This is a genomic window from Tropicibacter naphthalenivorans, from assembly GCF_900176475.1.
GTDB lineage: Bacteria > Pseudomonadota > Alphaproteobacteria > Rhodobacterales > Rhodobacteraceae > Tropicibacter > Tropicibacter naphthalenivorans.
Window position 1 is genome coordinate 80919 of record NZ_FWXX01000007.1, and the last position, 22286, is coordinate 103204.

Sequence of the window (22286 nt, forward strand, 5' to 3'; positions counted from 1 at the left end):
ATGTCCGACAGGCCCCAAACGCCGCTTCTTGACCGGGTGTCAATTCCCGCCGATCTCAAGCAGTTTTCCGATGCCGAGCTGATCCGGCTGGCCCACGAAGTGCGCGAGGAGACGGTCTCGGCGGTGTCCGAAACCGGCGGGCACTTGGGCGCAGGCCTTGGTGTGGTCGAGCTGACCGTGGCGTTGCACGCGGTGTTCGACACGCCGCGCGACAAGATTATCTGGGACGTCTCGCACCAGTGTTATCCGCACAAGATCCTGACCGGTCGGCGCGACCGGATGCGGACTTTGCGCCAAAAGGACGGCCTCAGCGGATTCACCAAACGCTCTGAATCGCCTTACGATCCCTTTGGCGCGGCGCATTCCAGCACCTCGATAAGCGCGGCGCTTGGCTTTGCCGTGGCGCGCGATCTGGGTGGGAACTGCGACACCGGCCATGGTGACGCGATTGCGGTGATCGGTGATGGGGCTATGAGCGCGGGCATGGCCTTTGAGGCGATGAACAACGCGGGCCATCTGGGCAAGCGCATGATCGTCATCCTCAACGACAACGAGATGAGCATCGCGCCCCCCACCGGCGCGTTTTCGTCCTACCTCAGCCGGCTCTACGCCGAAGCGCCCTTCCAGGATTTCAAGGCCGCCGCCAAGGGCGCGGTCAGCATGTTGCCCGAACCTTTCCGCGAAGGGGCCAAGCGCGCCAAGGAAATGCTCAAGGGCATGACGGTCGGCGGCACTCTGTTCGAAGAGCTGGGCTTTAGCTATCTTGGCCCCATCGACGGGCACGACCTGAACCAGTTGCTGCCGGTGCTGCGCACGGTGCGCCAGCGCGCGACGGGGCCGATCCTGCTGCACGTGCTGACCAAAAAGGGCAAAGGCTACGCCCACGCCGAGCACGCCGCCGACAAGGGCCACGCGCGGGCCAAGTTCGACGTCATCACCGGCAAGCAGAAAAAGGCGCCGTCCAACGCGCCCAGCTACACCAAGGTCTTCGCCGAGGCGCTGCTGCAAGAGGCCGCCGAGGATTCGCAAATTTGCGCGGTGACGGCGGCGATGCCGGATGGCACTGGGCTGGACCTGTTCGCCGAGCGCTACCCCAGCCGTTGCTTTGACGTTGGCATTGCCGAACAGCACGGCGTGACCTTTTGCGCAGGGCTTGCGGCGGGGGGGCTGAAACCCTTCTGCGCGATGTATTCGACCTTCCTCCAGCGTGGGTACGATCAGGTGGTGCATGACGTGGCGATCCAGCGCCTGCCGGTGCGTTTCGCCATCGACCGCGCCGGGCTTGTGGGGGCCGATGGGGCCACGCACGCCGGGTCGTTCGACGTGGCATATCTGGCGAACTTGCCGGGGATGGTGGTCATGGCCGCCGCCGATGAGGCAGAGCTGAAACACATGGTGGCCACCGCTGCGGCGCATGACGAGGGGCCGATTGCCTTCCGTTATCCGCGCGGCGAAGGCGAGGGCGTCGAGATGCCCGCACGCGGCGAGGTGTTGGAAATCGGCAAGGGCCGGATGATCCGCGAAGGGTCGCGCGTGGCGATCCTGTCGTTTGGCACCCGCCTTGGCGAAGTCCTGAAAGCCTGCGAAGCCCTTGAAGCGCGGGGGATTACCCCCACCGTGGCGGACGCGCGCTTTGCCAAGCCGCTGGACCGCGAGCTGATCCTGAGCCTTGCGCGCGAGCACGAGAGTCTCATCACCATCGAAGAGGGCGCCGTGGGCGGTTTCGGCAGCCACGTGGCGCAGCTGCTGTCCGACGAAGGCGTCTTTGACAACGGTTTGCGGTTCCGGTCGATGGTGCTGCCGGACGTGTTCATCGACCAGGCCTCGCCCCGCGACATGTACGACACGGCGGCGATGAATGCCGAGCATATCGAGGCTAAGGTCTTGAATGTGCTGGGGGTCGAGGTGCTGGACAAGCGCGCCTGAGCATGGTCGTCTGATCGCAACCTTGTGGTGTGATTGGATGACGTGATGCCCGTGCCTGACTACCAAACCCTGATGCGCCCCGTGTTGCAGGCCTTTGCCGACGGGGCGCTGAATGTGGGGCAGACCCTGCCGGGCTTGCAGGCGCAGTTCGGGATTAGCGACGAAGAAGCGCAGGAGTTGATGCCGAACGGGAGGAAAACATTTCTGGCCGATCGTGCGCATTGGGCGCGGACCTATCTGTCCAAGGCGGGCTGCCTGACCTCGCCTAAGCGCAATGTGCATGAGATCACCAGCTTTGGCCGGGAACTTTTGCAGCGCCATCCAGACCGGATCGACAACGCGGTTCTCGCCCAAGTTGCAGACTTCAAAGACTGGAAAGACGCATCGGCTCAGACGCCAGAGCCAAAGGCACCCGCTGTATCCACTCCCGAAACGTCAGAACAGACACCGGAAGACGCAATCGCTTCGCTGCACAAGCAAATCTCGGACGTGTTGGCGCAAGACTTGCTGGAGATGGTGCTGACCGTCACGCCCGCCCGTTTCGAAAAGCTCATCGTCGATCTGCTGATCGCCATGGGCTATGGCGGCGGTGATCCGGCCATGGGGCAGAGCATCGGGAAATCCGGCGATGGCGGCATCGACGGGGTCATCAACGAAGACGCTTTGGGCCTTGATGCGGTCTATATCCAAGCCAAACGTTATGCCTTGGACAACAAGGTGGGGCGGCCTGCCTTGCAGGCGTTCGTTGGGTCTTTGACCGGCGAGGGGGCGTCCAAGGGCGTGTTCGTGACGACTTCGGATTTCTCCAAAGAAGCCCACGCCTATGTGGACCGCATCCAGCAGCGGATTGTTCTGATCAACGGCGACCGTCTGGCGCGGCTGATGATCCAGCACGAGGTCGGTGTGCGGGCGCGCAAGGTCTATACGATCCGCTCCGTTGATGAAGATTACTTTGGTGATTTCTAAGGCTTAGACGATCCCGGTCGCCACGGCGAGCACCGCCAGATACAGCAGCGCGCCCTGGACGTAGCCCCAGAGCAGGTATGCGCCGTCGCGGGTCATCACGCCGAACATCACCATCGCCACGGCCCCCGCGCTGAACGAGGTAAAGAACGGCACCAGTTCAAGGATCGGCCAGCCGATCACCGTCAGCAGCACAAACAGATAGGCCAGCGGGCGGGTGGGCCGCGCGGTCAGAAAGCACAGCCTGTCCTTGGAGTACCGATCCATCCACGCGGCGGGTTTGCCCAGCCAGTTCAAGGCTTTGGTCATGCGTTTGGCACTGACCGAACGGCGCGTCAGCCAGCCCGGAAGCCACAGATGTTTGCGGCCCAGCACAGCTTGCAGCGCGCACAGAAAGATCAGGCAAGCCCCCAGCGTCGGCGTGCCGGGGATGCCAGACAGCGGCGAGACCAGCAGCACCGCCGGGATCAGGATCACCGCCGGAAAGGACTGCGTGCCCACGCGGTCCAGCGCCTCGTGGACGTAGACGCGGGCGTCATCGGCCTGCGGGCGCAGCGCCTCGATCAGATCGCGCAAACTGCCGGGGCCGTCGTCCTGGCCGATTTGCTGGCCACACGCCATGTTGGTTAATCCTGCTCTTCGCGCAGCAGCGCCAAAAGGCCCACGCGGTAGTCGGGATACAGCAGCTCGACCCCCAGCTCTTCGCGCAGGCGGCGGTTCGAGACACGCTTGTTTTCCGCGTAAAAGCTGCGGGCCATGGGGGTGAACTCGGCCTTGTCATAGGGGATCGCGGGCGGCACCGGCTTGCCCAGCAGCTCGGCGGCATAGGCGATCACGTCCTGTGGCGGGGCGGGATCGTCGTCGCAGGTGTTGTAGATCGCGCCGGGCTGGGGCGCCTTGATCGAGGCGTGCAGCGTCTGCGCGATGTCCTCGACGTGGATGCGGCTAAAAACCTGATCTTCCTTGATGATCCGCCGGGCGGTGCCGGCGCGCACCTTGGCAAAGGGGCCACGGCCCGGCCCGTAGATGCCCGCAAGGCGAAAGATATGCAGGGGAAGGTCCGGGATGGCCTGCCACTCGGCCTCGGCGCGGGCGCGGGTCTGGCCACGCTTGGTGGTCGGGGCGAGGGGCGTGTCTTCGTCGATCCAGTCGCCGCCGTAGTCGCCATAGACCCCGGTTGTGGACAGGTAGCCGACCCATTCAAGCCGTGAGGCGTTGTCGGTCAGCGCCTTCTTGGCGATGGAGAGCGAGGGGTCGCTGCCGTCCTTGGGGCCCGCCGAGACGAGGATATGGGTCGCTTTGGCGATGGCCTCGGCGAGGTCCTCGGGCGTCCAGAGGACGGGCGTCACGCCTGTCTCGCGCAAGGCGTCCATGTTGCTTGGATCACGCGTCGTGCCCATGACCGTCCAGCCGAGGGGGAGAAGGCGGCGGGTGAGCGCTTGGGCCGAGTAGCCGTGGCCGAGGCAGAGGAGCGTCTGTGTCATAGGGCATAGGTGGCTGCGCGCGGGGGAAAAGGCAAGAGGGATGAAGGTGGGGGGATGCCCTTTGGTTGGAGGGGGCGCTGCCCCCCGCCCTGCGGGCTCCCCCCGGGATACTTTTAAAGAGAAGAAGGGCTGGGCGGTGGTTTGCCTAAAGGGTGTGGTTTGCGCGGGGTTTCGCCGGGGGTTTTCGGCGGGAATGGCTTGGGGATTTAGGGATGGTTAAATGGGGCGGTCTTTGGAGAGAGTCGCATGATTGGCCGTCGGTTTTTGATCTTGTCCGGTTTGAGTTTGGTGGCCTGCGGGCCTTTGGTCGAGGCGGAGCGTGTGGCGGTGGTGGAGGAGCCGCCTCTGTATCCGAACGAGACGCCGGAGTTGCGGGCGTTGATCAACCAATGGGCGGATCATTACGAGCTGCCGCGTCATCTGGTGCATCGTCTGGCCATTCGGGAGAGCACGCACCGGCCCTGGGCGCGCAATGGGCCGTATTGGGGGTTGTTCCAGATCCTGCCGGCGACGGCGCGGAGCATGGGCTTTCGTGGGCCGAACGAGGATCTGCTGAAGCCCGAGGTGAACCTTGAATTCGCGCTTAGGTACCTCAAGGGCGCGTATATCGTGGCGGATGGCGACGAGGATGCCGCCATCATGTGGTACGCAAAAGGCTATTATTACGAAGCAAAGCGGCTTGGCCTGCTGGTAGAGACTGGGCTGCGCCCCGGCTAGGTCGCGTAGTTCGAGCCTTCTTCGTCGAGGATCGCCTTGAGTTCGGCGAGGTGGCGGATGTCTTGTTCGGGGTAGTCCTCGATTTCCTGCGCGGTCTTCTCGGCCACATCATCGGGCAGGATCGCCAGCTCTCGGCCGGTTTGCAGCGCCATGATATAGGTCTGCGCTGCGCGTTCAAAATAGAACAGCCGGTTGAAGGTTTCGGCCACCGTCGCGCCGATGATCATCACGCCGTGGTTGCCCATGATCAGGGTTTTGACTTTGGGGTCGGACAGCAGCTGGGCGCAGCGGGCGCCTTCTTCTTCGAAGGCCAGACCGCCGTAGTTGTCGTCGATCGCGATACGGTTGTAGAAGGTCGCGGCGTTCTGATCGATCGGCGGCAAGCGCTTGTCCTTGAGGCTGGCGAGCACGGTGGCGTAGGGTGAATGCACGTGCATGGCGCAGCGCGCGTGCGGGCACAGGCGGTGCAGTCCGCCGTGCAGGCCCCAGGCCGTCGGGTCGGGTGCGCCGGGTTTGTTCAGCGTCTCGGGGTCGTTGGCATCGACGATGATCAGGTCAGATGCCTTGATCCGGGCAAAGTGCATCTGGTTGGGATTCATCAGGAATTTCGTGCCGTCGTCGTTGATCGACAGGCTAAAGTGGTTGGCCACCGCTTCGTGCATATTCAGCCGGACGGTCCAGCGAAAGGCGGCGGCCAGATCGACGCGCTCTTGCCAGTGGTCGATATTGGCGATGTTGTGTGCGGTCATTTTGGCCTCCTGTTGATGGGGCCATTGGGCGGCGCTGGGCCGGTGTTGTCAATCCGATAGCAGGTGCAGCAGGCGGGCTTCGGTCTGGCGCAGGCCATGGACGGTGGGCGCCTTGGACAGATCGCGCGGGGTCTCGCACAGGTTAATGACGCTTGGGTGGATATAGCTTTTGCGGGCAATCGCCGGGGTGTTGTGCAGGCGCGCGGCGGCGGCATCGGCCATGGCTTTGATCGTAGGCTTGGGTTCCAGGGCGACCTGCAAGGCGGCGGCGCTGCCGTTCCACGTGCGAAAGGTCTTGGCGGTCAGGTCGGGCTGACCGGTGATCTCGGCGAGGGCGGCGTTGACTTGCCCGGCGCTGATGCCGTGCGGGGTGCCGCCATCGTCGAGCCAAGTCACCAACTGCGGGCCTGCCAGATCGCCGAGACGGGTCAGCGTGCGATTGAGGGTCTGATCCCGCAGGGTCTTGCGCACCGTTTTGCCGCCTTTGCCCTGATACCGCAGGGTTAGGCGATCATCGTCCAAGGCAAGGTGTCGCCGCCGCAGGGTCGTCGCGCCAAAAGTCTGGTTCTCGCGGGCGTAGCCGGTGCTTCCGACGCGCAGGCTGGCGCGGTCCAGCAGGGCAAGAATGGCGGCGAGGGCGAAATCGCGGTCCCCGGCGGTGCCTTCGCGCAGCGTTTGGCGGATGCGGCGGCGCAGGGCGGGAAGCGCCTCGCCAAAGGCCCGCAGGTGGTCGAACTTTTGCGCGTTGCGCCATGCGCGCCAATCCGGGTGATAGCGGTACTGCTTGCGCCCGCGCGCATCGCGCCCCGTGGCCTGAAGATGGCCGTTGTCCGCGGGGCAAATCCACACATCCTGATAGGCGGGTGGGACGGCCAAAGCCTTGATCCGGCTGCGTTCTTGCGGATCGTCAATGCGGGTGCCGTCCGGGGCCAGATAGCTAAAGCCGCGCCCGCGCCTCTGGCGGGTGATGCCGGGGCGGTCGTCTGGGAAATAGATCAGGTCGGGCGGTTTGAGCATACCGGGGCAACTCGAAAAGCGCCCGCGAGGTTCCCGGTGTTTGAACCTGTCTTGAACCTGCTGGGGCAAACTGTCACGCTGCCGGGTAAGAACAACGAAAGGAACCAACGTGCAGGATCAGGCCGGACAATTGGAAATCATGTCGCCGCGGGTGCCCGCATCCGAACTGTTCGACGACCCCAAGGCGGCGGTGGACCGCCTGTGCGCGCTCTATGATGCGGCCGCCGAATTTTTGCGCGATCACTTCCTTGACTCGATGTCCAAGGGGCATCCGGGGGTGCGCTACCGGGCCTACTACCCAGAGGTGCGCCTGACCACGACCAGCTTTGCCAAGGTCGACAGCCGTCTGAGCTTTGGCCATGTGACCGCGCCGGGCACCTATGCGACGACGGTGACGCGGCCGGGGATGTTCCGCAATTATCTGGAGCAGCAGATCGGGCTTTTGCTGGAAAATCATGGGGTTAAGTTGCAGATCGGCCTGTCGGACACGCCCATGCCTGTGCATTTCGCCGTGGCGAATTACCCGACCGTGACAGTCCCCCAAGAGGGGGCGAGCGCCTTTGTCCTGCGCGACGTCTTTGACGTGCCGGACTTGGACACGACCAACGACGACATCGTCAACGGTGTGGCCGCGCCCGGACCCTTGGGCGAGGCACCGCTGGCCCCCTTTACCGCGCAGCGGGTGGATTACTCGCTGGCGCGGCTGGCGCATTACACCGCCACCGATCCCCAGCATTTCCAGAACCATGTGCTGTTCACCAACTACCAGTTCTACGTCTCGGAGTTCGAGGCCTACGCCCGCGCGCAGCTGGCGGACCCGGACAGCGGCTACACCAGCTTTGTGTCCACCGGAAACGTCGAGATCACCTCGGCAGAGGAGCCGCTCGCGCATCCCGAGCGTATGCCGCAAATGCCGACCTATCACCTCAAGCGCAAGAACGGCGGGGGGATCACGCTGGTCAACATCGGGGTGGGGCCGTCGAACGCCAAGACCGCCACGGACCATATCGCGGTGCTGCGGCCTCATGCTTGGCTGATGGTGGGGCACTGCGCGGGGCTGCGCAATTCGCAGAGCCTTGGGGATTTTGTGCTCGCTCACGCGTATCTGCGAGAGGACAAGGTGCTGGACGACGATCTGCCGGTCTGGGTGCCGATCCCGGCGCTGGCGGAAATCCAGATCGCGCTGGAAAACGCCGTGGCGCAAGAAACCCAGCTGGAAGGCTATGATCTGAAACGCGTTATGCGGACCGGCACCGTGGCCAGCGTCGACAACCGCAACTGGGAGCTGCGCGAGCAGACCGGGCCGGTGCAGCGCTTGTCTCAGAGCCGGGCGATTGCCCTGGATATGGAAAGCGCCACCATCGCGGCGAACGGGTTTCGCTTTCGCGTGCCCTATGGGACACTGCTATGCGTCAGCGACAAACCTCTGCATGGCGAGCTGAAATTGCCGGGAATGGCGTCGGATTTCTATAAAACGCAGGTGGCGCGTCACCTGATGATCGGGATTCGCGCGATGGAACAACTTAGAGGGATGCCGCTAGAGCGTATCCACAGTCGGAAATTGCGCAGCTTCGAGGAAACCGCGTTTCTCTGACGTAGGGGCACCTGCTACATTATGCCTATAACTAAGGGGTTTTTGACCGCGAATTATTGTGTTTCCCGTCTACATACTGTTTTATCCGCGCTCAGGGGCCCAAGTGAGTGGGCAGTGAAGGAGACCATGAAATGGCGACGAAACCCATGACGAAGACTCAGCTGGTCGCAGCACTGGCCGAGAAAATGGAAGCAGACAAGAAGACCGCCGGTGCGGCTCTGGATTCGCTTGTTGAAATCATCACCTCGGAAGTGTCCGCAGGCGGTGCCGTGACCCTGCCGGGCGTGGGCAAGATCTATTGCCGCGAGCGTCCCGAGCGTATGGTCCGCAACCCCGCAACGGGCGACCAGTTCAAGAAAGAAGCCGACAAGCAGGTCAAGATGACCATTGCCAAGGCTCTGAAGGACAGCGTCAACGCGTAAGTCCTGAATGGATTTAGTGGGAAGGGTCGCCTTGGGCGGCCCTTTTTGCTTTTGCGGGGGCGGTAGACGGCGCTGTTCACCTGCGGTGAAGGCGCCCCGCCCACCGTCCCGCTAGCCGCAGTCCTGCAGGCGTTTGATTTGCTGGCCTTTGTCGTCGAAGTTTTCGGGCGAGAGCCAAGCGGCGTAGCGCGGGCGGATGTCTTGCCAGTCGCCGTCGGTCATGGCGAACCACGCGGTATCGCGCGAGCGGCCCTTGTAGACGGTTGCGTTGCGGAACACGCCCTCAGGGGCGAAGCCAAAGCGCTGGGCGGCGGCGCGCGAGGGGGCGTTCAGCGCATCGCATTTCCATTCGAAACGCCGGTAGCCGAGATCGTCAAGGCATTGAGACAACAGCAGGAAAATCGCTTCGGTCGCGGTGGGGGTGCGTTGCAGGCGCGGCGCGAAATGGATGTAGCCCACCTCGACGCTGCCGACGCCGGGGTCGATGCGCAGCAAGGACAGGAACCCGCTGATGACGCCCGCGCGGTCGGTGACCGTGTAGAACATCGGATCGGCAGAGCCCTGCGCCATACGGCAGAACGCCGTCGCATCGGCGAGCGAGATCCAGGGCGCGTCGGGCAGGTAGGTCCAGCCCTTGCCGCTGGTATCCTCGGCGAAGGCATCGAGCAGCCCTTGGGCATCGCTTTCGCGGGTCGGGGTCAGCGTCGCCCAGTGGCCCGCAAGTGGGATATGCGCGGGGCGAGGTCGGGGCAAAGCGCAAGTGACGGGCAACCCGATGGGCTGCCCGTGTTCGTTCATCCGGGACGTCATGTGTTAGCCAAAAACCTTGGTCAGAGCGCTGTCCGTGGCGGCGATGATCTGGTCGATGTCGTCCTTTGTGGCGATCAGCGCCGGGCTGTAGCACAACGTATTGTTGTATCCGGGCACCGAGCGGTTGGTCGCGCCGATGATGACGCCCTGTGCCATGCAGTCACCGACAACGGCCTGCACCTTGGCTTCGGGCGCGGGTTCGCGGGTGTCGCGGTCGGCAACCAGCTCGGCCCCGAGGAACAGCCCCTTGCCGCGCACATTGCCGATGACGCGATGCTTGTCCGCCAGCTCAAGCAGGCAACCCATCATGTAGTCGCCCATTTCCACGGTGTTCTCGAGCAGGTTTTCCTCTTCGATGATGGCGAGGTTCTCAATCGCCGCGGCGGGGCCAGCGGTGCAGCCGCCAAAGGTGGAAATGTCACGGAAGTAGTTCAGCGGGTCCGAGGCGTCGTCCTTGAACAGGTCGAACACGCGCTCGGACGTCACGCAGCAGGCAATCGCCGCATAGCCAGAGGCCACGCCCTTGGCCATGGTCACGAAATCCGGTTCGATCCCGTAGTGCTGATAGCCGAACCACGTGCCGGTGCGCCCGACGCCGCAGACGACTTCGTCGATGTGCAGAAGGATGTCGTACTTGCGGCAGATGTCCTGAACCTTTTGCCAGTAGCCCTCGGGCGGGGTGATGACGCCGCCGCCAGCGGTCACGGGTTCAAGGCAGATCGCGCCGATGGTATCCGGCCCTTCGGCGAGGATCACCTGTTCGATCTGGTCCGCCGCCCATTCGCCGTAGCCTTCGGTCGGGGCGCCCTGATCGGCGGCGCGGTATTCCAGGCAGTGGGGCACGCGCACAAAGCCCGGCGTGAACGGGCCATACTGCGCGCCGCGCTCGTCCTGCCCCCCGGCGGACAGGCAGGCGATGGTGGTGCCGTGATAGTCGCGGTCGCGGAAGAGGATCTTGTTCTTCTTGCCGCCATAGCGCTTGTGCGCGATCTGGCGCACCATCTTAAAGGCTTTCTCGTTCGCCTCGGAGCCAGAGTTGCAATAGTAAACGCGGGTCAGGCCGGGCATCTTGGCGATCAGCTGCTCGGCGAACAGCGCCCCGGGGACCGAGCCCGCAGCGCCCGCGAAATAGTTCATCCGCAGCAGCTGGTCATAGACCGCCTTGGCGATGCGCTCGCGGCCGTAACCGACGTTCACCGTCCAGACGCCGCCCGACACCGCGTCGAGATGCTCTTTGCCCGCTTGGTTCCAGACCCGCATCCCTTTGCCTTCGACAATGATGTTGGGGTCTTTTGATTCGAACTGTTTGTGCTGCACGAGATGGTGCCAGACGTGGGCCTTGTCGGCGTCGACCACGTGGCTGAGATCGTTTTGAGAATAGGTGCCGTCCATGGTGCGCTCCTTGGAATTCGGGGGAGGAATGTTCCGCACATGAGCCACAAAAAGCAGCAACGGATAGGGCCAGATTAACTATCGATGTAAGTCCAATTTGATGGTGGTCAGGTATTTGCGCTCTGACGTTTCTGGATAATGTGTTTAAAAACAATGGATTGTCGGGTTTATTGAGGCGCTCTTCGACGCGCCGTCTTTAACAAGACGGGCTGCGTTTTGTGAAAAATCGTTGATCCATTGCCTATTTTCCGGTCGGATCATGCTCAGAGCGCCCGAGACGAGGCGTCAATCCAAGCCGTCGGTCTTTGCGGTTGGCGGAAACAGGGGAGTAAGAGTTATGAACATCAAGGCAAGCCTGATGGGCGCAGCAGCGCTGGCAATGACGGCCGGTTTGGCGGCGGCAGAAAGCCACGGCGGCGCGATCACCGTGGGCTATTTCCTCGAATGGCCGATGCCGTTCGAATACGCCAAGGCCGAAGGCATGTACGACGAGGCGCTGGGCATGACGGTCAACTGGGTCAGCTTTGACACCGGCACGGCGATGTCTGCGGCCATGGCCTCTGGCGATGTGCAGCTGAGCGTCAGCCAAGGGGTGCCGCCGTTCGTCGTTGCGACCTCGGCGGGGCAGGATTTGCAGATCCTCGACGTGGCGGTCAGCTATTCGGACAACGATAACTGCGTGGTGAAAGAAGACCTTGAAATCGACAAGGACTCGGCTGGCGAACTGGCGGGTAAAAAGGTCGCCGTGCCGCTGGGGACCGCCGCGCACTATGGTTTCCTCAAGCAGATGAGCCACTTTGGCGTGGATATTTCCGGCATGGAGATCGTCGATATGGCCCCGCCCGATGGCGCGGCGGCGCTGGCCCAAGGGTCGGTGGACATGGCCTGCGGCTGGGGCGGCTCGCTGCGCCGGATGAAAGAGCATGGCAACGTGCTGCTGACCGGGGCAGAGAAAGAAGAGCTGGGCATTCTGGTGTTCGACGTAACGTCCGGGCCCTCGGCTTGGGTCGCGGTAAACTCTGATATTGTTGCGAAATTCCTGAAGGTGACGGCAGATGCCAACGCCATGTGGGCGGATGAGGCGAACCAGGCCAAGATGCTGCCGGTGATCGCCAAGGACGCGGGCATGGATCCTGACGCGACGGCTGCCACCCTTGCGACCTTTGTCTTTCCGACGGTAGAAGACCAGCTGTCGGCCAAATGGCTGGGCGGCGGCGCGCAAGAGTTCATGAAGGGCGTGGCAGATGTGTTTGTCGAAGCCGGGTCGATCGACGCCGCGCTGGACAGCTACGCCGAGAACGTGAACACCGGCCCGCTGGCCGCCGCAAACGGCATGTGATCGGTTTGGTCCGGGGCGATACAGTGCGTCCCGGACCGACCAAAAATCTTGCAAGATTTTTGCAAATCTTTTCTGCAAAAGATTTGTGCGTCCGGCCAAACCCGGAAGAAAGACCTCATCGACATGCGTGGATTGACCATCGAAAACCTGTCCATGCGCTTTGACCTGCCCGATGGCGGCTCTGTTCAGGCGCTCAAGGACGTGTCTCTCACCCTGCAACAGGGCGAATTGCTTAGCGTTCTTGGTCCCTCGGGCTGCGGCAAGACCACCTTGCTGAACATCGTCGCGGGGTTCTTGGCGCCGACCGAAGGCCAGATCGTGCTGAACGGTCATCCCGTCACCGGCCCCGACGCCGAGCGGGGCATGGTGTTCCAGCAAGGGGCGCTGTTCGAATGGATGGACGTGCGGTCCAACGTCAGTTTCGGCCCGCGCATGGCCGGCAAAAAAGAGGCCGAGTGGGCGCAGACCGTCGATCATTTGCTCGACGTCGTTGGCCTGCGCGATTTCAAGGAAAAAGCGGTTTACGAGCTGTCCGGCGGGATGCAGCAGCGCGTGGCCTTGGCCCGCTGTCTGGCCAATGATCCGGACGTGATCTTGATGGATGAACCCTTGGGCGCGCTGGACGCCTTGACCCGTGAAAAGATGCAAAGCCTCGTGCTGAAGCTGTGGAAAGAGACCGGCAAAACGATCATCCTGATCACCCATTCTGTCGAAGAGGCGTTGCTACTGGGCGAGCGATTGCTGGTCATGGCACCGCGTCCGGGCCGCATCCACACCGAATACCGATTGCCCTTTGCCGATCTGGGCGTTGGCCAAGACCTGCGCGAGGTCAAGAAACACCTCGATTTTGCTTCCAAACGCGAAGAGATCCTGTCGATGATCTGGGACATGGAAGAGGAAATCATGGGCCGGACGGAGGAGGCCTGAGATGATCGTTTTTGCCATCTATGCCCTTATTTTCATTACCTCTTTCGTGGTGGTCAAAACTCTCGCCCGCAAGGCCATGACCGATTACACTGCTCTCAAGACCGTGACCTTCGGCGACGAAAGCGCAGTGCGGCCCAACCGCATCGCCTCTGTCATTTCGGTCCTGACGATCTTTTTGCTTTGGGGGGCGTTTACGGGATCTAAACTGGTGCCCTCCATGCTGCACGCGCCGGGGCCGTTCATGGGGGACGCTAGTTTTAACTACACCGCCGAGGCGGAGGGCGTGGCGCCGGACGACGCCACCGTCACCGTGCGCGTGTTCGAGGTGGGCACCGATGTGCAGCCCCCAGAGATCGCGCCGGGAAGCGGCTGGGCCAAGAATGACGTGGATACCGTGGGCGCGTGGCGCTCGGGGTTGATCCGTGTGGACAAGAACGACGAATACGGGCGCGACGTGGGCCACACGGTCACCGCCGTCAACGGCCAGCCCATCGCGCCCGGCGGCGAGGTCATGACCGAATTTGGCCGGGTGGGGATGTCGCCCAAGGGGACGCTGAACTTTGAGCCCGCCAAAGGCTGGCAGATGGAGCCGATCTGGCTGCCCCCACCCGAAGCGGTGGTCGCCCGTCTGGTCGAGATCGCAAACGAAGGCTACCGCGACAGCACCCTGTGGGAGCATCTCGGCTGGTCATTGTTCCGCGTGATCGTAGGCTTCTTTTTCGGCGCTTTGGTGGGCATCCCGCTGGGCTACGCCATGGGGCTAAGTGATTGGTTTCGCGGCTGGTTTGACCCGATCGTAGAGTTCATGCGCCCAGTGCCGCCGCTGGCCCTGATCCCGCTGGTGATCATCTGGGCGGGCATTGGCGAGCTGGGCAAGATCATCCTGCTCTTCCTCGCGGCGCTTTGGATCATGGCCATTGCGGCGCGCGCCGGGGTGTCCGGTGTCGCAATTTCTAAGGTCCACGCGGCCTACAGCCTTGGCGCGTCCAAGTGGCAAATCATGCGCCACGTCATCGTGCCCAACTCGCTGCCCGAGATTTTCACCGGCGCGCGGGTGGCCATGGGGGTCTGCTGGGGCACGGTGGTGGCCGCCGAACTGGTCGCCGCCGAAAAGGGCGCAGGCATGATGATCATGGTCGCCTCCAAGTTTCAGCTGACCGACATCGTCATCATGGGGATCATCCTGATCGGCCTGATCGGCTTTGGCATCGACATCCTGATGCGCCTTGCGGAAAAGGCACTGGTGCCGTGGAAGGGGCGCATCTAAGCATTGGTAGGCACGAAAAAAGGGCGGGAACCCCCGCCCTTCGTCTTTCTAAATCAACGATTTAGCTATCGCTCGCCGCTTCGGAACTCATGGAGTCGAGCGATCTGAGCAGCTCGGTCACTTGACCATCCAGCCAGAACCGCCCTTCGTTCACCTGAGCCACATAGCCATCCAGAACCGGGCCAAGCTGCGGCACCATCTGCGTCAGTTGCGGCGCATAGGCGTAGACGGCAATCGCCGCTGCCGCGAGCAGAACCACCAAGAAAAACCCCTGACGAAAGCCGCTGCGCTGCGCGGCTGCGGTGTCCTCTGGGTAGGCATCTTTGTCGTCTTGGGTGTGTGGATCGCTTTCGGCGCGAAGGGTCTGGTTGATCTCGTCGACGTTGGGCAACAGGTCACGGCGCGACCCCGCAGCGGCAGCCGCCGCGGCCGTTTCGGCCACATGGCGCGCCTGTTCGTCGTCCTCGTCCTCCTCGGGGGGCGCGACGATCGGGGCAGGGCGCGGCGTGGCGCGACGGGTGGTTTCAGAGGCCGGATCTTCGCCGCGCAGACGCGCCATCCGCTCGCGCGACTCGCGGGCACGGCGGGCGTGCTCATCCTCGTCCGGCTCTTCCAGGCCCAAGTCCGGCTGGCTTTCCAACGCCTCGGCCTGACGGCGCTTGATTTCCAGATCGCGCTCTTCGGCGAACAGCGCGGCCATCTCCGGGTCGATCTGACGGCGCGGCGGATCAAGCGGCGGCGCAGGCGGCACGACCTCTGGATCCGGCTCGGGGCCGTCTTCTTCATCCTCGGGTTGCCAGCTTTGGTCCGGGACCGGCAGGTTCAGCTCTTCGGCAAGATCGGGGTCGTCGTCGGGGTGGCGCTGGAACCACGTATGCCCGCAGTTCGAACATTGCACGTCGCGACCGCCCTCGGGCACCACCTCGACGGGCACCTCGTATTGTGCGCCGCAGTTCGGGCATATCAGCCGCATCTTGCTCACGTTGTGCTCCTTGCCTTCCCCAATGGCTTGTTTCGACTGTAAGCTGCACGAAACACGGCGGAAAGTCCAATTCTTAACCGCGTGCGACATTGCAAGAAACGTCCCGGTCGGGCAAAACGGTGACAGTTTTACAAACGGGCGGGTGCGGCGTGATCGAGCTGGAAAATGTGGCCTATTCCTATGGCAGCGACGCGCTGTTGACGGATATGTCGCTGCAATTGGCGCCCGGGGCGTTCCATTTCCTGACCGGCCCTTCGGGCGCGGGCAAGACGACGTTCCTAAAGCTGTGCTATGGTGCCCTGCGTCCGACCGAAGGCCGCATTCGCCTGTTCGACCAAGACTTGGCGCAGATGGGGCGCGATGACGTGGCCTTTGCCCGGCGGCGGATCGGCGTTGTTCACCAAGATTGCCAGTTTCTGGACCATCTGCCGCTGGCCGAGAACATCGCTTTGCCGCTGACGGTGTCCGGGCAGGCGAGCCCGGAACAGGTGGACAACCTCAATGAACTGATGAGCTGGGTGGGCCTGACCGACAAATACGACGCGCTGCCGCCGGAGCTGTCAGGCGGGGAACGGCAGCGGGCGGCGCTTGCGCGCGCCTTGATCCTGTCGCCGGACGTGATTTTGGCCGATGAGCCCACCGGCAACGTCGATTGGGAGATGTCCCAGCGGTTGCTGCGCCTCTTGGTCGAGCTGAACAAGATGGGCAAGACGGTGATGATCGCGACCCATGATCTGATGCTGATCCGCGCGGCCAAGTCGTTGGTTTCCGCGCGTAATCTGCGGATCGCCAACCGCACCTTGCAGGCGGCGGGGGTCGACCTGTGAGGGCGCTGCTGGATAAGCTGCGCGGGCTCACCAGCCCCGACAGCGGCGCCGACCGCGTCGTCCCGCCCACCGGGTTCACCGCGCGGCTGACGGTCTTTACCTCGGCGGCGATGGCGTTCTTGACGATCTTTGCGCTGGCCTTGTCGCTGGCCTCGGGGCGGCTTGCGACCTCTTGGGGGGACGAGCTGGCGCGCGAGAGCACGATCCGCATTTCCGCCCCCGCTGGGCAGATGGCGGCGCAGACCGCTGCTGCTTTGCGTGTCTTGGAACAGACGCCCGGCGTCGCCTCGGCCCGCGCGCTGACCCCCGAGGAACAACAAGCCCTGCTGGAGCCGTGGTTCGGCCCCGACCTGCCGGTGCAGACCCTGCCGATCCCGCAGCTGATCTCTGTGATCGAGAGCGACGAGGGCTACGATTCCGAAGGTCTGCGCCTGCGTCTGTCCGCCGAAGTTCCCGGCGCGGTGCTGGACGAACACACCCGTTGGCGGCGGCCCTTGATGGTCGCGGCGGGGCGGCTGCGCTTGCTGGGCTGGGTGTCGATCCTGCTGATTGGCGCGGCGACGGGCGCGATGGTCACGCTGGCCGCGAATTCTGCGCTGGCCGCCAACCGCCAAGTCATCACGGTGCTGCGTTTGGTCGGCGCCACAGACGGTTACATCGCCGGGGCCTTTGTGCGCCGGTTCACTCTGCGCACGCTGCTGGGCGCGGGCGTCGGCACGCTGGTTGGCCTGCTCGCCGTGCTGCTGATGCCCGGTGACAGCGGGGCAGGCGGTTTCCTGACGGGGCTGCGATTCGAGGGCTGGCACTGGCTGTTGCCCTTGCTGGTGCCGCCGCTCGCCGCCGTGGTCGCCTATCTCGCAACGCAAATGGCTGCGCGCCGGGTTCTGGGAGGACTCGCTTGATACAATACATTCGTTCGCTGATCTTCGTGGTGCAAAACGCGCTGGCGATGCTGGTGCTTGGCATCGTGTTTCTGCCCTGGGCGCTGGTCTCGCCCAAGGGGGCGCGCCTCGCCTGTCGCAGTTTCACGCTTTGGGTGCGCTGGACGGCCTCTTGGATGGTCGGCCTGAAAACCGAAGTGCGTGGCCCGATCCCCACCGGCGAAGTGCTGATCGCGGCCAAGCACCAGTCTTTCCTCGACATTTTGATGATCTTTTCCGAGGTGCCCGCCGCCAAGTTCATCATGAAGCGCGAGTTGCTGTTCACCCCGATCATTGGCCTCTACGCATACCGTATCGGCTGCGTCCCGGTGCATCGCGGCAAGCGCGGGCAGGCGATTACCAAGATGCTGGCGGACGTAGAAAAGGGCCGCGCCGAACCCGGCCAGCTGGTGATCTACCCCCAAGGCACCCGTGTCGCCCCCGGCGTGGTCAAACCGTATAAGGTCGGCGCGGCGCTGCTGTACGAACAGGCGGGGCAGCCTTGCGTACCCGCCGCCACCAACTGCGGGCTGTTCTGGCCGCGCACGGGCATTCTGCGCAAGCCGGGTCTGGCGGTGGTCGAGTTCCTGCCGGAAATCGCACCGGGGCTGGGGCGTGAGCCGTTCATGCGCCGTCTGGAAACAGAGGTCGAAGCGGCCTCTGACGCGCTGATGGCCGAGGCTGGGTTTACCCCCGAGGTGCTTACGAAATCGTGAAGGCGGAAAACGCGGGTTCGTGCGTTCAACCTAGGAAACGCACGAACAAAAGGCCTGATCATGTCTGCAATACCGTACCTTAATCGTCGCTCGCTTTTGGCGGGGCTGGCGGCATCCCCCATCGCGCTGACCGGGATTGGCGCTTTTCCCAGCGCTGCGCGGGCCCAAGCCCAGGGCGCTGGCCTGATCTCTCCGAACGTGTGCCTCGTGACCCCGGCGATGACCGAGGGGCCGTATTACTTTGACCCCGATCTGGTGCGCGCCGATGTGACCGAGGACCGCGAGGGGATGCCCCTGCGCCTGCAAATCCAAGTCGTGAGCGCTGATTGCGTCGCTATCCCGAACGCCCGCGTGGATATCTGGCATTGCGACGCGCGGGGCATCTACTCGGGCTATCGCAACCGCGGCACGGGCAATGACGCCCGCGGCGAGACGTTCCTGCGCGGCACCCAGATGACCAATGCCAACGGCACCACGACCTTTCAGACAATCTATCCCGGCTGGTATCCGGGGCGCACGACGCACATCCACTACAAGGTGTTTCTGGACCAGCGCACCGTGCTGACCAGCCAGCTGTTCTTTCCCGATACCGTGTCCGAGGCGCTGTTCGACAGCACCGCGCCTTACAACGAACGCGCCGGGCAGCGCGATACGATGAACTCCAGCGATGGCATTTTGCGCCGGGCGGGCGATGGCGCCTACGCGGCGGTCCAGCAATACCCCGAGTATTACGACGCCGCTCTTGTGGTGGGCATTAACGCTTAAAAACGTGAAAAAAGGGCGCGAGGGGGGAACCTCGCGCCCTTTGTTTATCTCAAGGTTTCCAGAGGCTTACGCGTGGATCGCCCCGTCGCCACAGGCCAGCGCTGCCTCCCGCACAGCCTCGGAGAAGGTCGGGTGCGCGTGGCAGGTCAGCGCGATGTCCTCGGCAGAGGCACCAAATTCCATGCCGACGCAGATCTCGTGGATCAGGTCGCCCGCCGCCGGGCCGATGATGTGGCAGCCGAGGATGCGGTCAGTTTCCTTGTCCACCAGCAGTTTGACAAAGCCGTCGCCCGCGAACACAGCCTTGGCGCGGCCATTGCCCATGAACGAGAACTTGCCGACCTTATAGGCAACACCGGCCTCCTTGAGCTGGTCCTCGGTCTTGCCCACAGTCGCCACCTCGGGGTGGGTGTAGATCACGCCGGGGATCACGTCGTAGTTCACGTGACCATGCTTGCCCGCGATGACCTCGGCGGCGGCCATGCCTTCATCCTCGGCCTTGTGCGCCAGCATCGGGCCTTCGATCGCGTCGCCAATGGCGTAGATGCCCGGCACGTTGGTCTTCCAGTGGTCGTCGGTCTTGATCTGACCGCGCGGGGTCATCTCGACACCAAGCGCTTCAAGGCCGAGACCATCCACAAACGGACGGCGACCGGTGGCGCAGAGCACCACATCGGCGTCGGTGGTATGCTCGGAGTCGTCCTTGCGCAGCTTGTAGGTGACGGTGGCCTTGCCGCCCTTGGTTTCGACCTTTTGCACCGCCGCGCCCATGGTGAACTTGAGCCCCTGCTTGGTCAGCAGCTTTTGGAAGGCGCGCTGCACCTCGGAGTCCATCCCCGGCGTGATCGCGTCGAGGAATTCGATCACCTCGACCTCGGCGCCGAGACGCGCATAGACCGAGCCCATTTCCAGACCGATGACGCCCGCGCCGATCACCACCAGCTTTTTCGGCACCTTCGGCAGCTCGAGCGCGCCGGTCGAGGTCACGACGATTTTCTCGTCGACGGTCACATCGGCACCCGGAACCGGCGCAGGCTCGGACCCGGACGCGATGATGATGTTCTTGGCCTCATAGACCTCGTCGCCGACCTTGACCTTGCCCGCCTCGGGGATAGAGGCCCAGCCCTTGATCCAGTCTACCTTGTTCTTTTTGAACAGAAATTCGATGCCCTTGGTGTTCTGGCCAATGACGTCGTCCTTATAGGCCAGCATCTGCTTGAAATCGACCGACGGCGCTTTGCCCTTGAGGCCCATCTTGGCAAAGTTGTGCTCTGCCTCGTGCAGCTGGTGCGACGCGTGCAGCAGCGCCTTGGACGGGATGCAGCCCACGTTCAGGCAGGTGCCGCCCAGCGTTTCGCGCCCTTCGACGCAAGCGGTTTTCAGGCCCAGCTGCGCGCAGCGAATAGCCGAGACGTAGCCGCCGGGGCCAGCGCCGATCACGATGACGTCGTATTGTGCCATGTCGTTTTCCTTTTGTTTGCAAAGAACGGCGCGTGCCGTCCCTTTGGAATGAGGGGCCCCACGCGGGGGCCTGGGTTTGAGGGTCGATCTAGAGCAAAGCCTTGATCAGCATAAAGACGGTGGCCAAAAGGCCGATAAACCAGATGAGCGAGCGCCACGGCGTCCAGCCCCAGACATAGGCGGGCACGTACAGGACGCGGGCGAGCAGATAGGTCATGGCGGCCAACGCGGTGGTTTCGGACGCCTTGTCGGCATAGGTCAGCACGGTGGCGGCGATGCCAAACAGGATCAGCCCTTCGAAGTGGTTGGCCATAGTGCGTTGCAGCCGCCCGGCCTTGCCGGTCAATTCGCGCGGGGTGTCGCGCGGCGAGGCTGCGTATTTGCGGCCGACCTGCATTTGCGCGGTGATGGAATAGGCCACGAAGATGCAGACTTGCAGCAGGGCAGACAGGGTGAGGGCGGTCAATTCGGGTGTCATGCGGTGGCCTTTCCTCGGGTCCATGCGGCGCGGTTTTCAGGCGTTAGAACCTGCGCGCGGCGGGTGATGAACCAGTTGTGGCAGGCTTGCTCGGCAGATGCCACCGCCGGATCGGCGCGCCATGCGGCAATCTGCGCCTCAACCTGCGGCAGATGCGCCAACATCGAGCTTTCTTCGGCGTCGTTGCGGTTTGCCTGCGCGTGCCAGCCGCTGCCAAGGTGGTATTTCGCGCTGGCCTTGCCCTGGCCGTCGCCGCGGTCGTTCTTCATCAGGAACAGGTCCTGCGATTTCACCGCGTAGTGAAACAGGAACGCCGAGGTCACGTCACAGGCCTTGCCCAGGGGACGAAAACGCGCGGATTTCTCCTGATAGAGCGTCCCGTTGCGCAATTTTTTTCCGTCCGGCGAGCGCACCTGCGGATCATCCACCAACGGCTCCAGCGGGTTGTGATCGGTGGCCTTGGCAAAGCTGGCGACCCGGAACAGGCATTTGAACTTGGTAACCCCCGGTTCAAGGCCCAAGGCGGCGCGGGTATTGCGGGCAAGGACCAGATCGCCGGGCGTCCAGTCGGTGACGCCGCTGTCGCCCAAGGCGAGCCACGGGATCGGCACCACGTCGGCGTCCTGCGTGCGCTCCAGCAGGTCAGACAGGGTGCCGTCCGGCAGATGCAGGAATTCGTCGCTGTCGATGTGCAGGACGTGGGTGATTTCGCTTTCACGGCAAAGCGTTAGAACATGGTCCATCCCGGCGTCTTGCGGCGATGCGCCGTCCGGCACGTCTTGGCGGATGTGGGTCACGACGCCCATATCGGCCAAAGCATCCAGCAACATGTCAGACCCATCGGTGCAATCGTTCGTCACCACGACAATGCGGTCGAACCCAAGCGCGCTGTGAAAGGCCAGCCATTCGAGCAGGAAAATCCCTTCGTTGCGCATACAAGAGGCGAGGGCGATCGTCATTGTGCCGCCTCGAACCGTGCCATGAGGCTTGAAAGCCGCGCCAAGTCTGCGGGCGCAAGCGTGGTCTGGCCCGAGTGATCCGTCAACTCGCGCAACATGCGCCATTCCTGAGTGGATGTCACATGGCCGCGTTTCAGCACTTTGGCCGCCAGCTTGGGCAAGAGCCCGGTTTCCTCAAGGAAATCAAAGCCGGTCTCGGCCCGGAAATGCGTCAGGAAGGCGTCGATGTCAGACCCGCCGCCGTGCATCTCATCCGCCGTCACCGAATACCACATGCGCAGATCGCGCAGCAGGTAGTCACCGGCGGAGACGCTGGGGTTTTGGTCAAACATGTCGAGAAAACTCTGCCCCGGCTCGACGATCTGGTTCAGGTCGGGATCGGTGCCATGGGCGGCGCGATAGGCCTGAATGACCCAGTCGCGGTAGACATCAACGCCAGAGGCCAGACGCGCGATTTCGAGGCGCATATCGGATGTGGTTCTGCGCTGTGCCATGACGTGTCGCGTATCTAGAGCGTTCGGGCGGGGGGGGGGGGCGCCGCCCCAGACGAGGGACGGCGCAAAAGGTTAGC

Annotated in this window: 23 protein-coding genes; 12 read left to right on the forward strand and 11 right to left on the reverse strand. The window is 63.4% G+C overall.

Annotation, left to right across the window (positions count from 1 at the left end):
- Positions 1-1926 (forward strand): 1-deoxy-D-xylulose-5-phosphate synthase, encoded by a 1926-nt coding sequence (gene dxs, locus B9A11_RS14805; protein ID WP_058247285.1) that lies wholly within the window; start codon positions 1-3, stop codon positions 1924-1926.
- 45 nt (positions 1927-1971) lie between these two features.
- The gene (locus B9A11_RS14810) at positions 1972-2892 is read left to right on the forward strand and encodes a restriction endonuclease (protein WP_058247284.1); all 921 of its coding nucleotides are present in this window, start codon (positions 1972-1974) and stop codon (positions 2890-2892) included.
- Between the two features lie 3 nt (positions 2893-2895).
- Here the strand turns inward: B9A11_RS14810 and B9A11_RS14815 are convergent, their stop codons facing one another.
- Both B9A11_RS14815 and B9A11_RS14820 read right to left on the reverse strand, forming a co-directional pair.
- The gene (locus tag B9A11_RS14815) at positions 2896-3510 is read right to left on the reverse strand and encodes an exopolysaccharide biosynthesis protein (RefSeq protein WP_058247283.1); all 615 of its coding nucleotides are present in this window, start codon (positions 3508-3510) and stop codon (positions 2896-2898) included.
- 5 nt (positions 3511-3515) lie between these two features.
- Positions 3516-4373 (reverse strand): SDR family oxidoreductase, encoded by an 858-nt coding sequence (locus B9A11_RS14820; protein ID WP_058247282.1) that lies wholly within the window; start codon positions 4371-4373, stop codon positions 3516-3518.
- Between the two features lie 246 nt (positions 4374-4619).
- Here B9A11_RS14820 and B9A11_RS14825 point away from each other — a divergent pair, with 246 nt between their 5' ends.
- Positions 4620-5090 (forward strand): lytic transglycosylase domain-containing protein, encoded by a 471-nt coding sequence (locus tag B9A11_RS14825; RefSeq protein ID WP_058247281.1) that lies wholly within the window; start codon positions 4620-4622, stop codon positions 5088-5090.
- Here B9A11_RS14825 and B9A11_RS14830 read toward each other — a convergent pair.
- Both B9A11_RS14830 and B9A11_RS14835 read right to left on the reverse strand, forming a co-directional pair.
- On the reverse strand, positions 5087-5839 hold the full coding sequence (locus tag B9A11_RS14830; RefSeq protein ID WP_058247280.1) for a class II aldolase and adducin N-terminal domain-containing protein: 753 nt from the start codon (positions 5837-5839) through the stop codon (positions 5087-5089). The two genes, B9A11_RS14825 and B9A11_RS14830, sit on opposite strands and share 4 nt — an antisense overlap.
- Positions 5840-5887: 48 nt before the next feature.
- Positions 5888-6856: a DNA topoisomerase IB gene (locus B9A11_RS14835; protein ID WP_058247279.1), complete on the reverse strand. Its 969-nt coding sequence runs from the start codon at positions 6854-6856 to the stop codon at positions 5888-5890.
- A gap of 139 nt (positions 6857-6995) precedes the next feature.
- Here B9A11_RS14835 and B9A11_RS14840 point away from each other — a divergent pair, with 139 nt between their 5' ends.
- Together B9A11_RS14840 and B9A11_RS14845 are read left to right on the forward strand one after the other, a co-directional pair.
- The gene (locus B9A11_RS14840) at positions 6996-8450 is read left to right on the forward strand and encodes an AMP nucleosidase (RefSeq protein ID WP_143595898.1); all 1455 of its coding nucleotides are present in this window, start codon (positions 6996-6998) and stop codon (positions 8448-8450) included.
- A 131-nt stretch (positions 8451-8581) separates the two neighbouring features.
- Positions 8582-8872 (forward strand): HU family DNA-binding protein, encoded by a 291-nt coding sequence (locus B9A11_RS14845; RefSeq protein WP_058247277.1) that lies wholly within the window; start codon positions 8582-8584, stop codon positions 8870-8872.
- A 111-nt stretch (positions 8873-8983) separates the two neighbouring features.
- Here the strand turns inward: B9A11_RS14845 and B9A11_RS14850 are convergent, their stop codons facing one another.
- Together B9A11_RS14850 and B9A11_RS14855 are read right to left on the reverse strand one after the other, a co-directional pair.
- Positions 8984-9670: a GNAT family N-acetyltransferase gene (locus B9A11_RS14850; protein WP_234988867.1), complete on the reverse strand. Its 687-nt coding sequence runs from the start codon at positions 9668-9670 to the stop codon at positions 8984-8986.
- Between the two features lie 15 nt (positions 9671-9685).
- Positions 9686-11074: an aminotransferase family protein gene (locus B9A11_RS14855; RefSeq protein WP_058247275.1), complete on the reverse strand. Its 1389-nt coding sequence runs from the start codon at positions 11072-11074 to the stop codon at positions 9686-9688.
- A 337-nt stretch (positions 11075-11411) separates the two neighbouring features.
- On the opposite strand from B9A11_RS14855, the gene B9A11_RS14860 reads away from it, so the two are divergent.
- The 3 genes from B9A11_RS14860 to B9A11_RS14870 all read left to right on the forward strand — a co-directional run bounded on the left by B9A11_RS14860 (position 11412) and on the right by B9A11_RS14870 (position 14607).
- A complete protein-coding gene (locus tag B9A11_RS14860) occupies positions 11412-12413 on the forward strand; it encodes a taurine ABC transporter substrate-binding protein (RefSeq protein WP_058247274.1) in 1002 nt (333 codons plus the stop codon).
- 123 nt (positions 12414-12536) lie between these two features.
- Positions 12537-13340 carry an ATP-binding cassette domain-containing protein gene (locus tag B9A11_RS14865; protein ID WP_058247837.1) on the forward strand — a complete coding sequence of 268 codons (804 nt, stop codon included), beginning with the start codon at positions 12537-12539 and terminating at the stop codon, positions 13338-13340.
- A gap of 1 nt (position 13341) precedes the next feature.
- On the forward strand, positions 13342-14607 hold the full coding sequence (locus B9A11_RS14870; protein WP_058247273.1) for an ABC transporter permease subunit: 1266 nt from the start codon (positions 13342-13344) through the stop codon (positions 14605-14607).
- 61 nt (positions 14608-14668) lie between these two features.
- Here the strand turns inward: B9A11_RS14870 and B9A11_RS14875 are convergent, their stop codons facing one another.
- A complete protein-coding gene (locus B9A11_RS14875) occupies positions 14669-15580 on the reverse strand; it encodes a zinc-ribbon domain-containing protein (RefSeq protein WP_083499851.1) in 912 nt (303 codons plus the stop codon).
- 158 nt (positions 15581-15738) lie between these two features.
- Here B9A11_RS14875 and B9A11_RS14880 point away from each other — a divergent pair, with 158 nt between their 5' ends.
- Genes B9A11_RS14880 through B9A11_RS14895 form a run of 4 tightly spaced genes read left to right on the forward strand, consistent with a single transcriptional unit; the run spans position 15739 to position 18817 of the window.
- Positions 15739-16416, forward strand: coding sequence for a cell division ATP-binding protein FtsE (locus tag B9A11_RS14880; RefSeq protein ID WP_058247271.1), 678 nt, complete (start codon positions 15739-15741; stop codon positions 16414-16416).
- Complete coding sequence (locus B9A11_RS14885) at positions 16413-17318, forward strand: cell division protein FtsX (RefSeq protein ID WP_058247270.1); 906 nt, start codon at positions 16413-16415, stop codon at positions 17316-17318. Before B9A11_RS14880 ends, B9A11_RS14885 begins: the two co-directional genes overlap by 4 nt.
- Before the next feature lie 47 nt (positions 17319-17365).
- On the forward strand, positions 17366-18052 hold the full coding sequence (locus B9A11_RS14890) for a lysophospholipid acyltransferase family protein (RefSeq protein WP_058247836.1): 687 nt from the start codon (positions 17366-17368) through the stop codon (positions 18050-18052).
- 60 nt (positions 18053-18112) lie between these two features.
- Entirely contained in the window at positions 18113-18817 is a 705-nt protein-coding gene (locus tag B9A11_RS14895) for an intradiol ring-cleavage dioxygenase (RefSeq protein WP_058247269.1), read from the forward strand.
- A gap of 66 nt (positions 18818-18883) precedes the next feature.
- Here the strand turns inward: B9A11_RS14895 and lpdA are convergent, their stop codons facing one another.
- The 4 genes from lpdA to B9A11_RS14915 all read right to left on the reverse strand — a co-directional run bounded on the left by lpdA (position 18884) and on the right by B9A11_RS14915 (position 22209).
- Positions 18884-20278, reverse strand: coding sequence for a dihydrolipoyl dehydrogenase (gene lpdA, locus B9A11_RS14900; protein ID WP_058247268.1), 1395 nt, complete (start codon positions 20276-20278; stop codon positions 18884-18886).
- Between the two features lie 88 nt (positions 20279-20366).
- A complete protein-coding gene (locus tag B9A11_RS14905; protein WP_058247267.1) occupies positions 20367-20756 on the reverse strand; it encodes an MAPEG family protein in 390 nt (129 codons plus the stop codon).
- Positions 20753-21715: a glycosyltransferase family 2 protein gene (locus B9A11_RS14910; RefSeq protein ID WP_058247266.1), complete on the reverse strand. Its 963-nt coding sequence runs from the start codon at positions 21713-21715 to the stop codon at positions 20753-20755. Before B9A11_RS14910 ends, B9A11_RS14905 begins: the two co-directional genes overlap by 4 nt.
- On the reverse strand, positions 21712-22209 hold the full coding sequence (locus B9A11_RS14915) for a hypothetical protein (protein WP_143595894.1): 498 nt from the start codon (positions 22207-22209) through the stop codon (positions 21712-21714). Before B9A11_RS14915 ends, B9A11_RS14910 begins: the two co-directional genes overlap by 4 nt.
- Positions 22210-22286 lie beyond the last annotated feature (77 nt).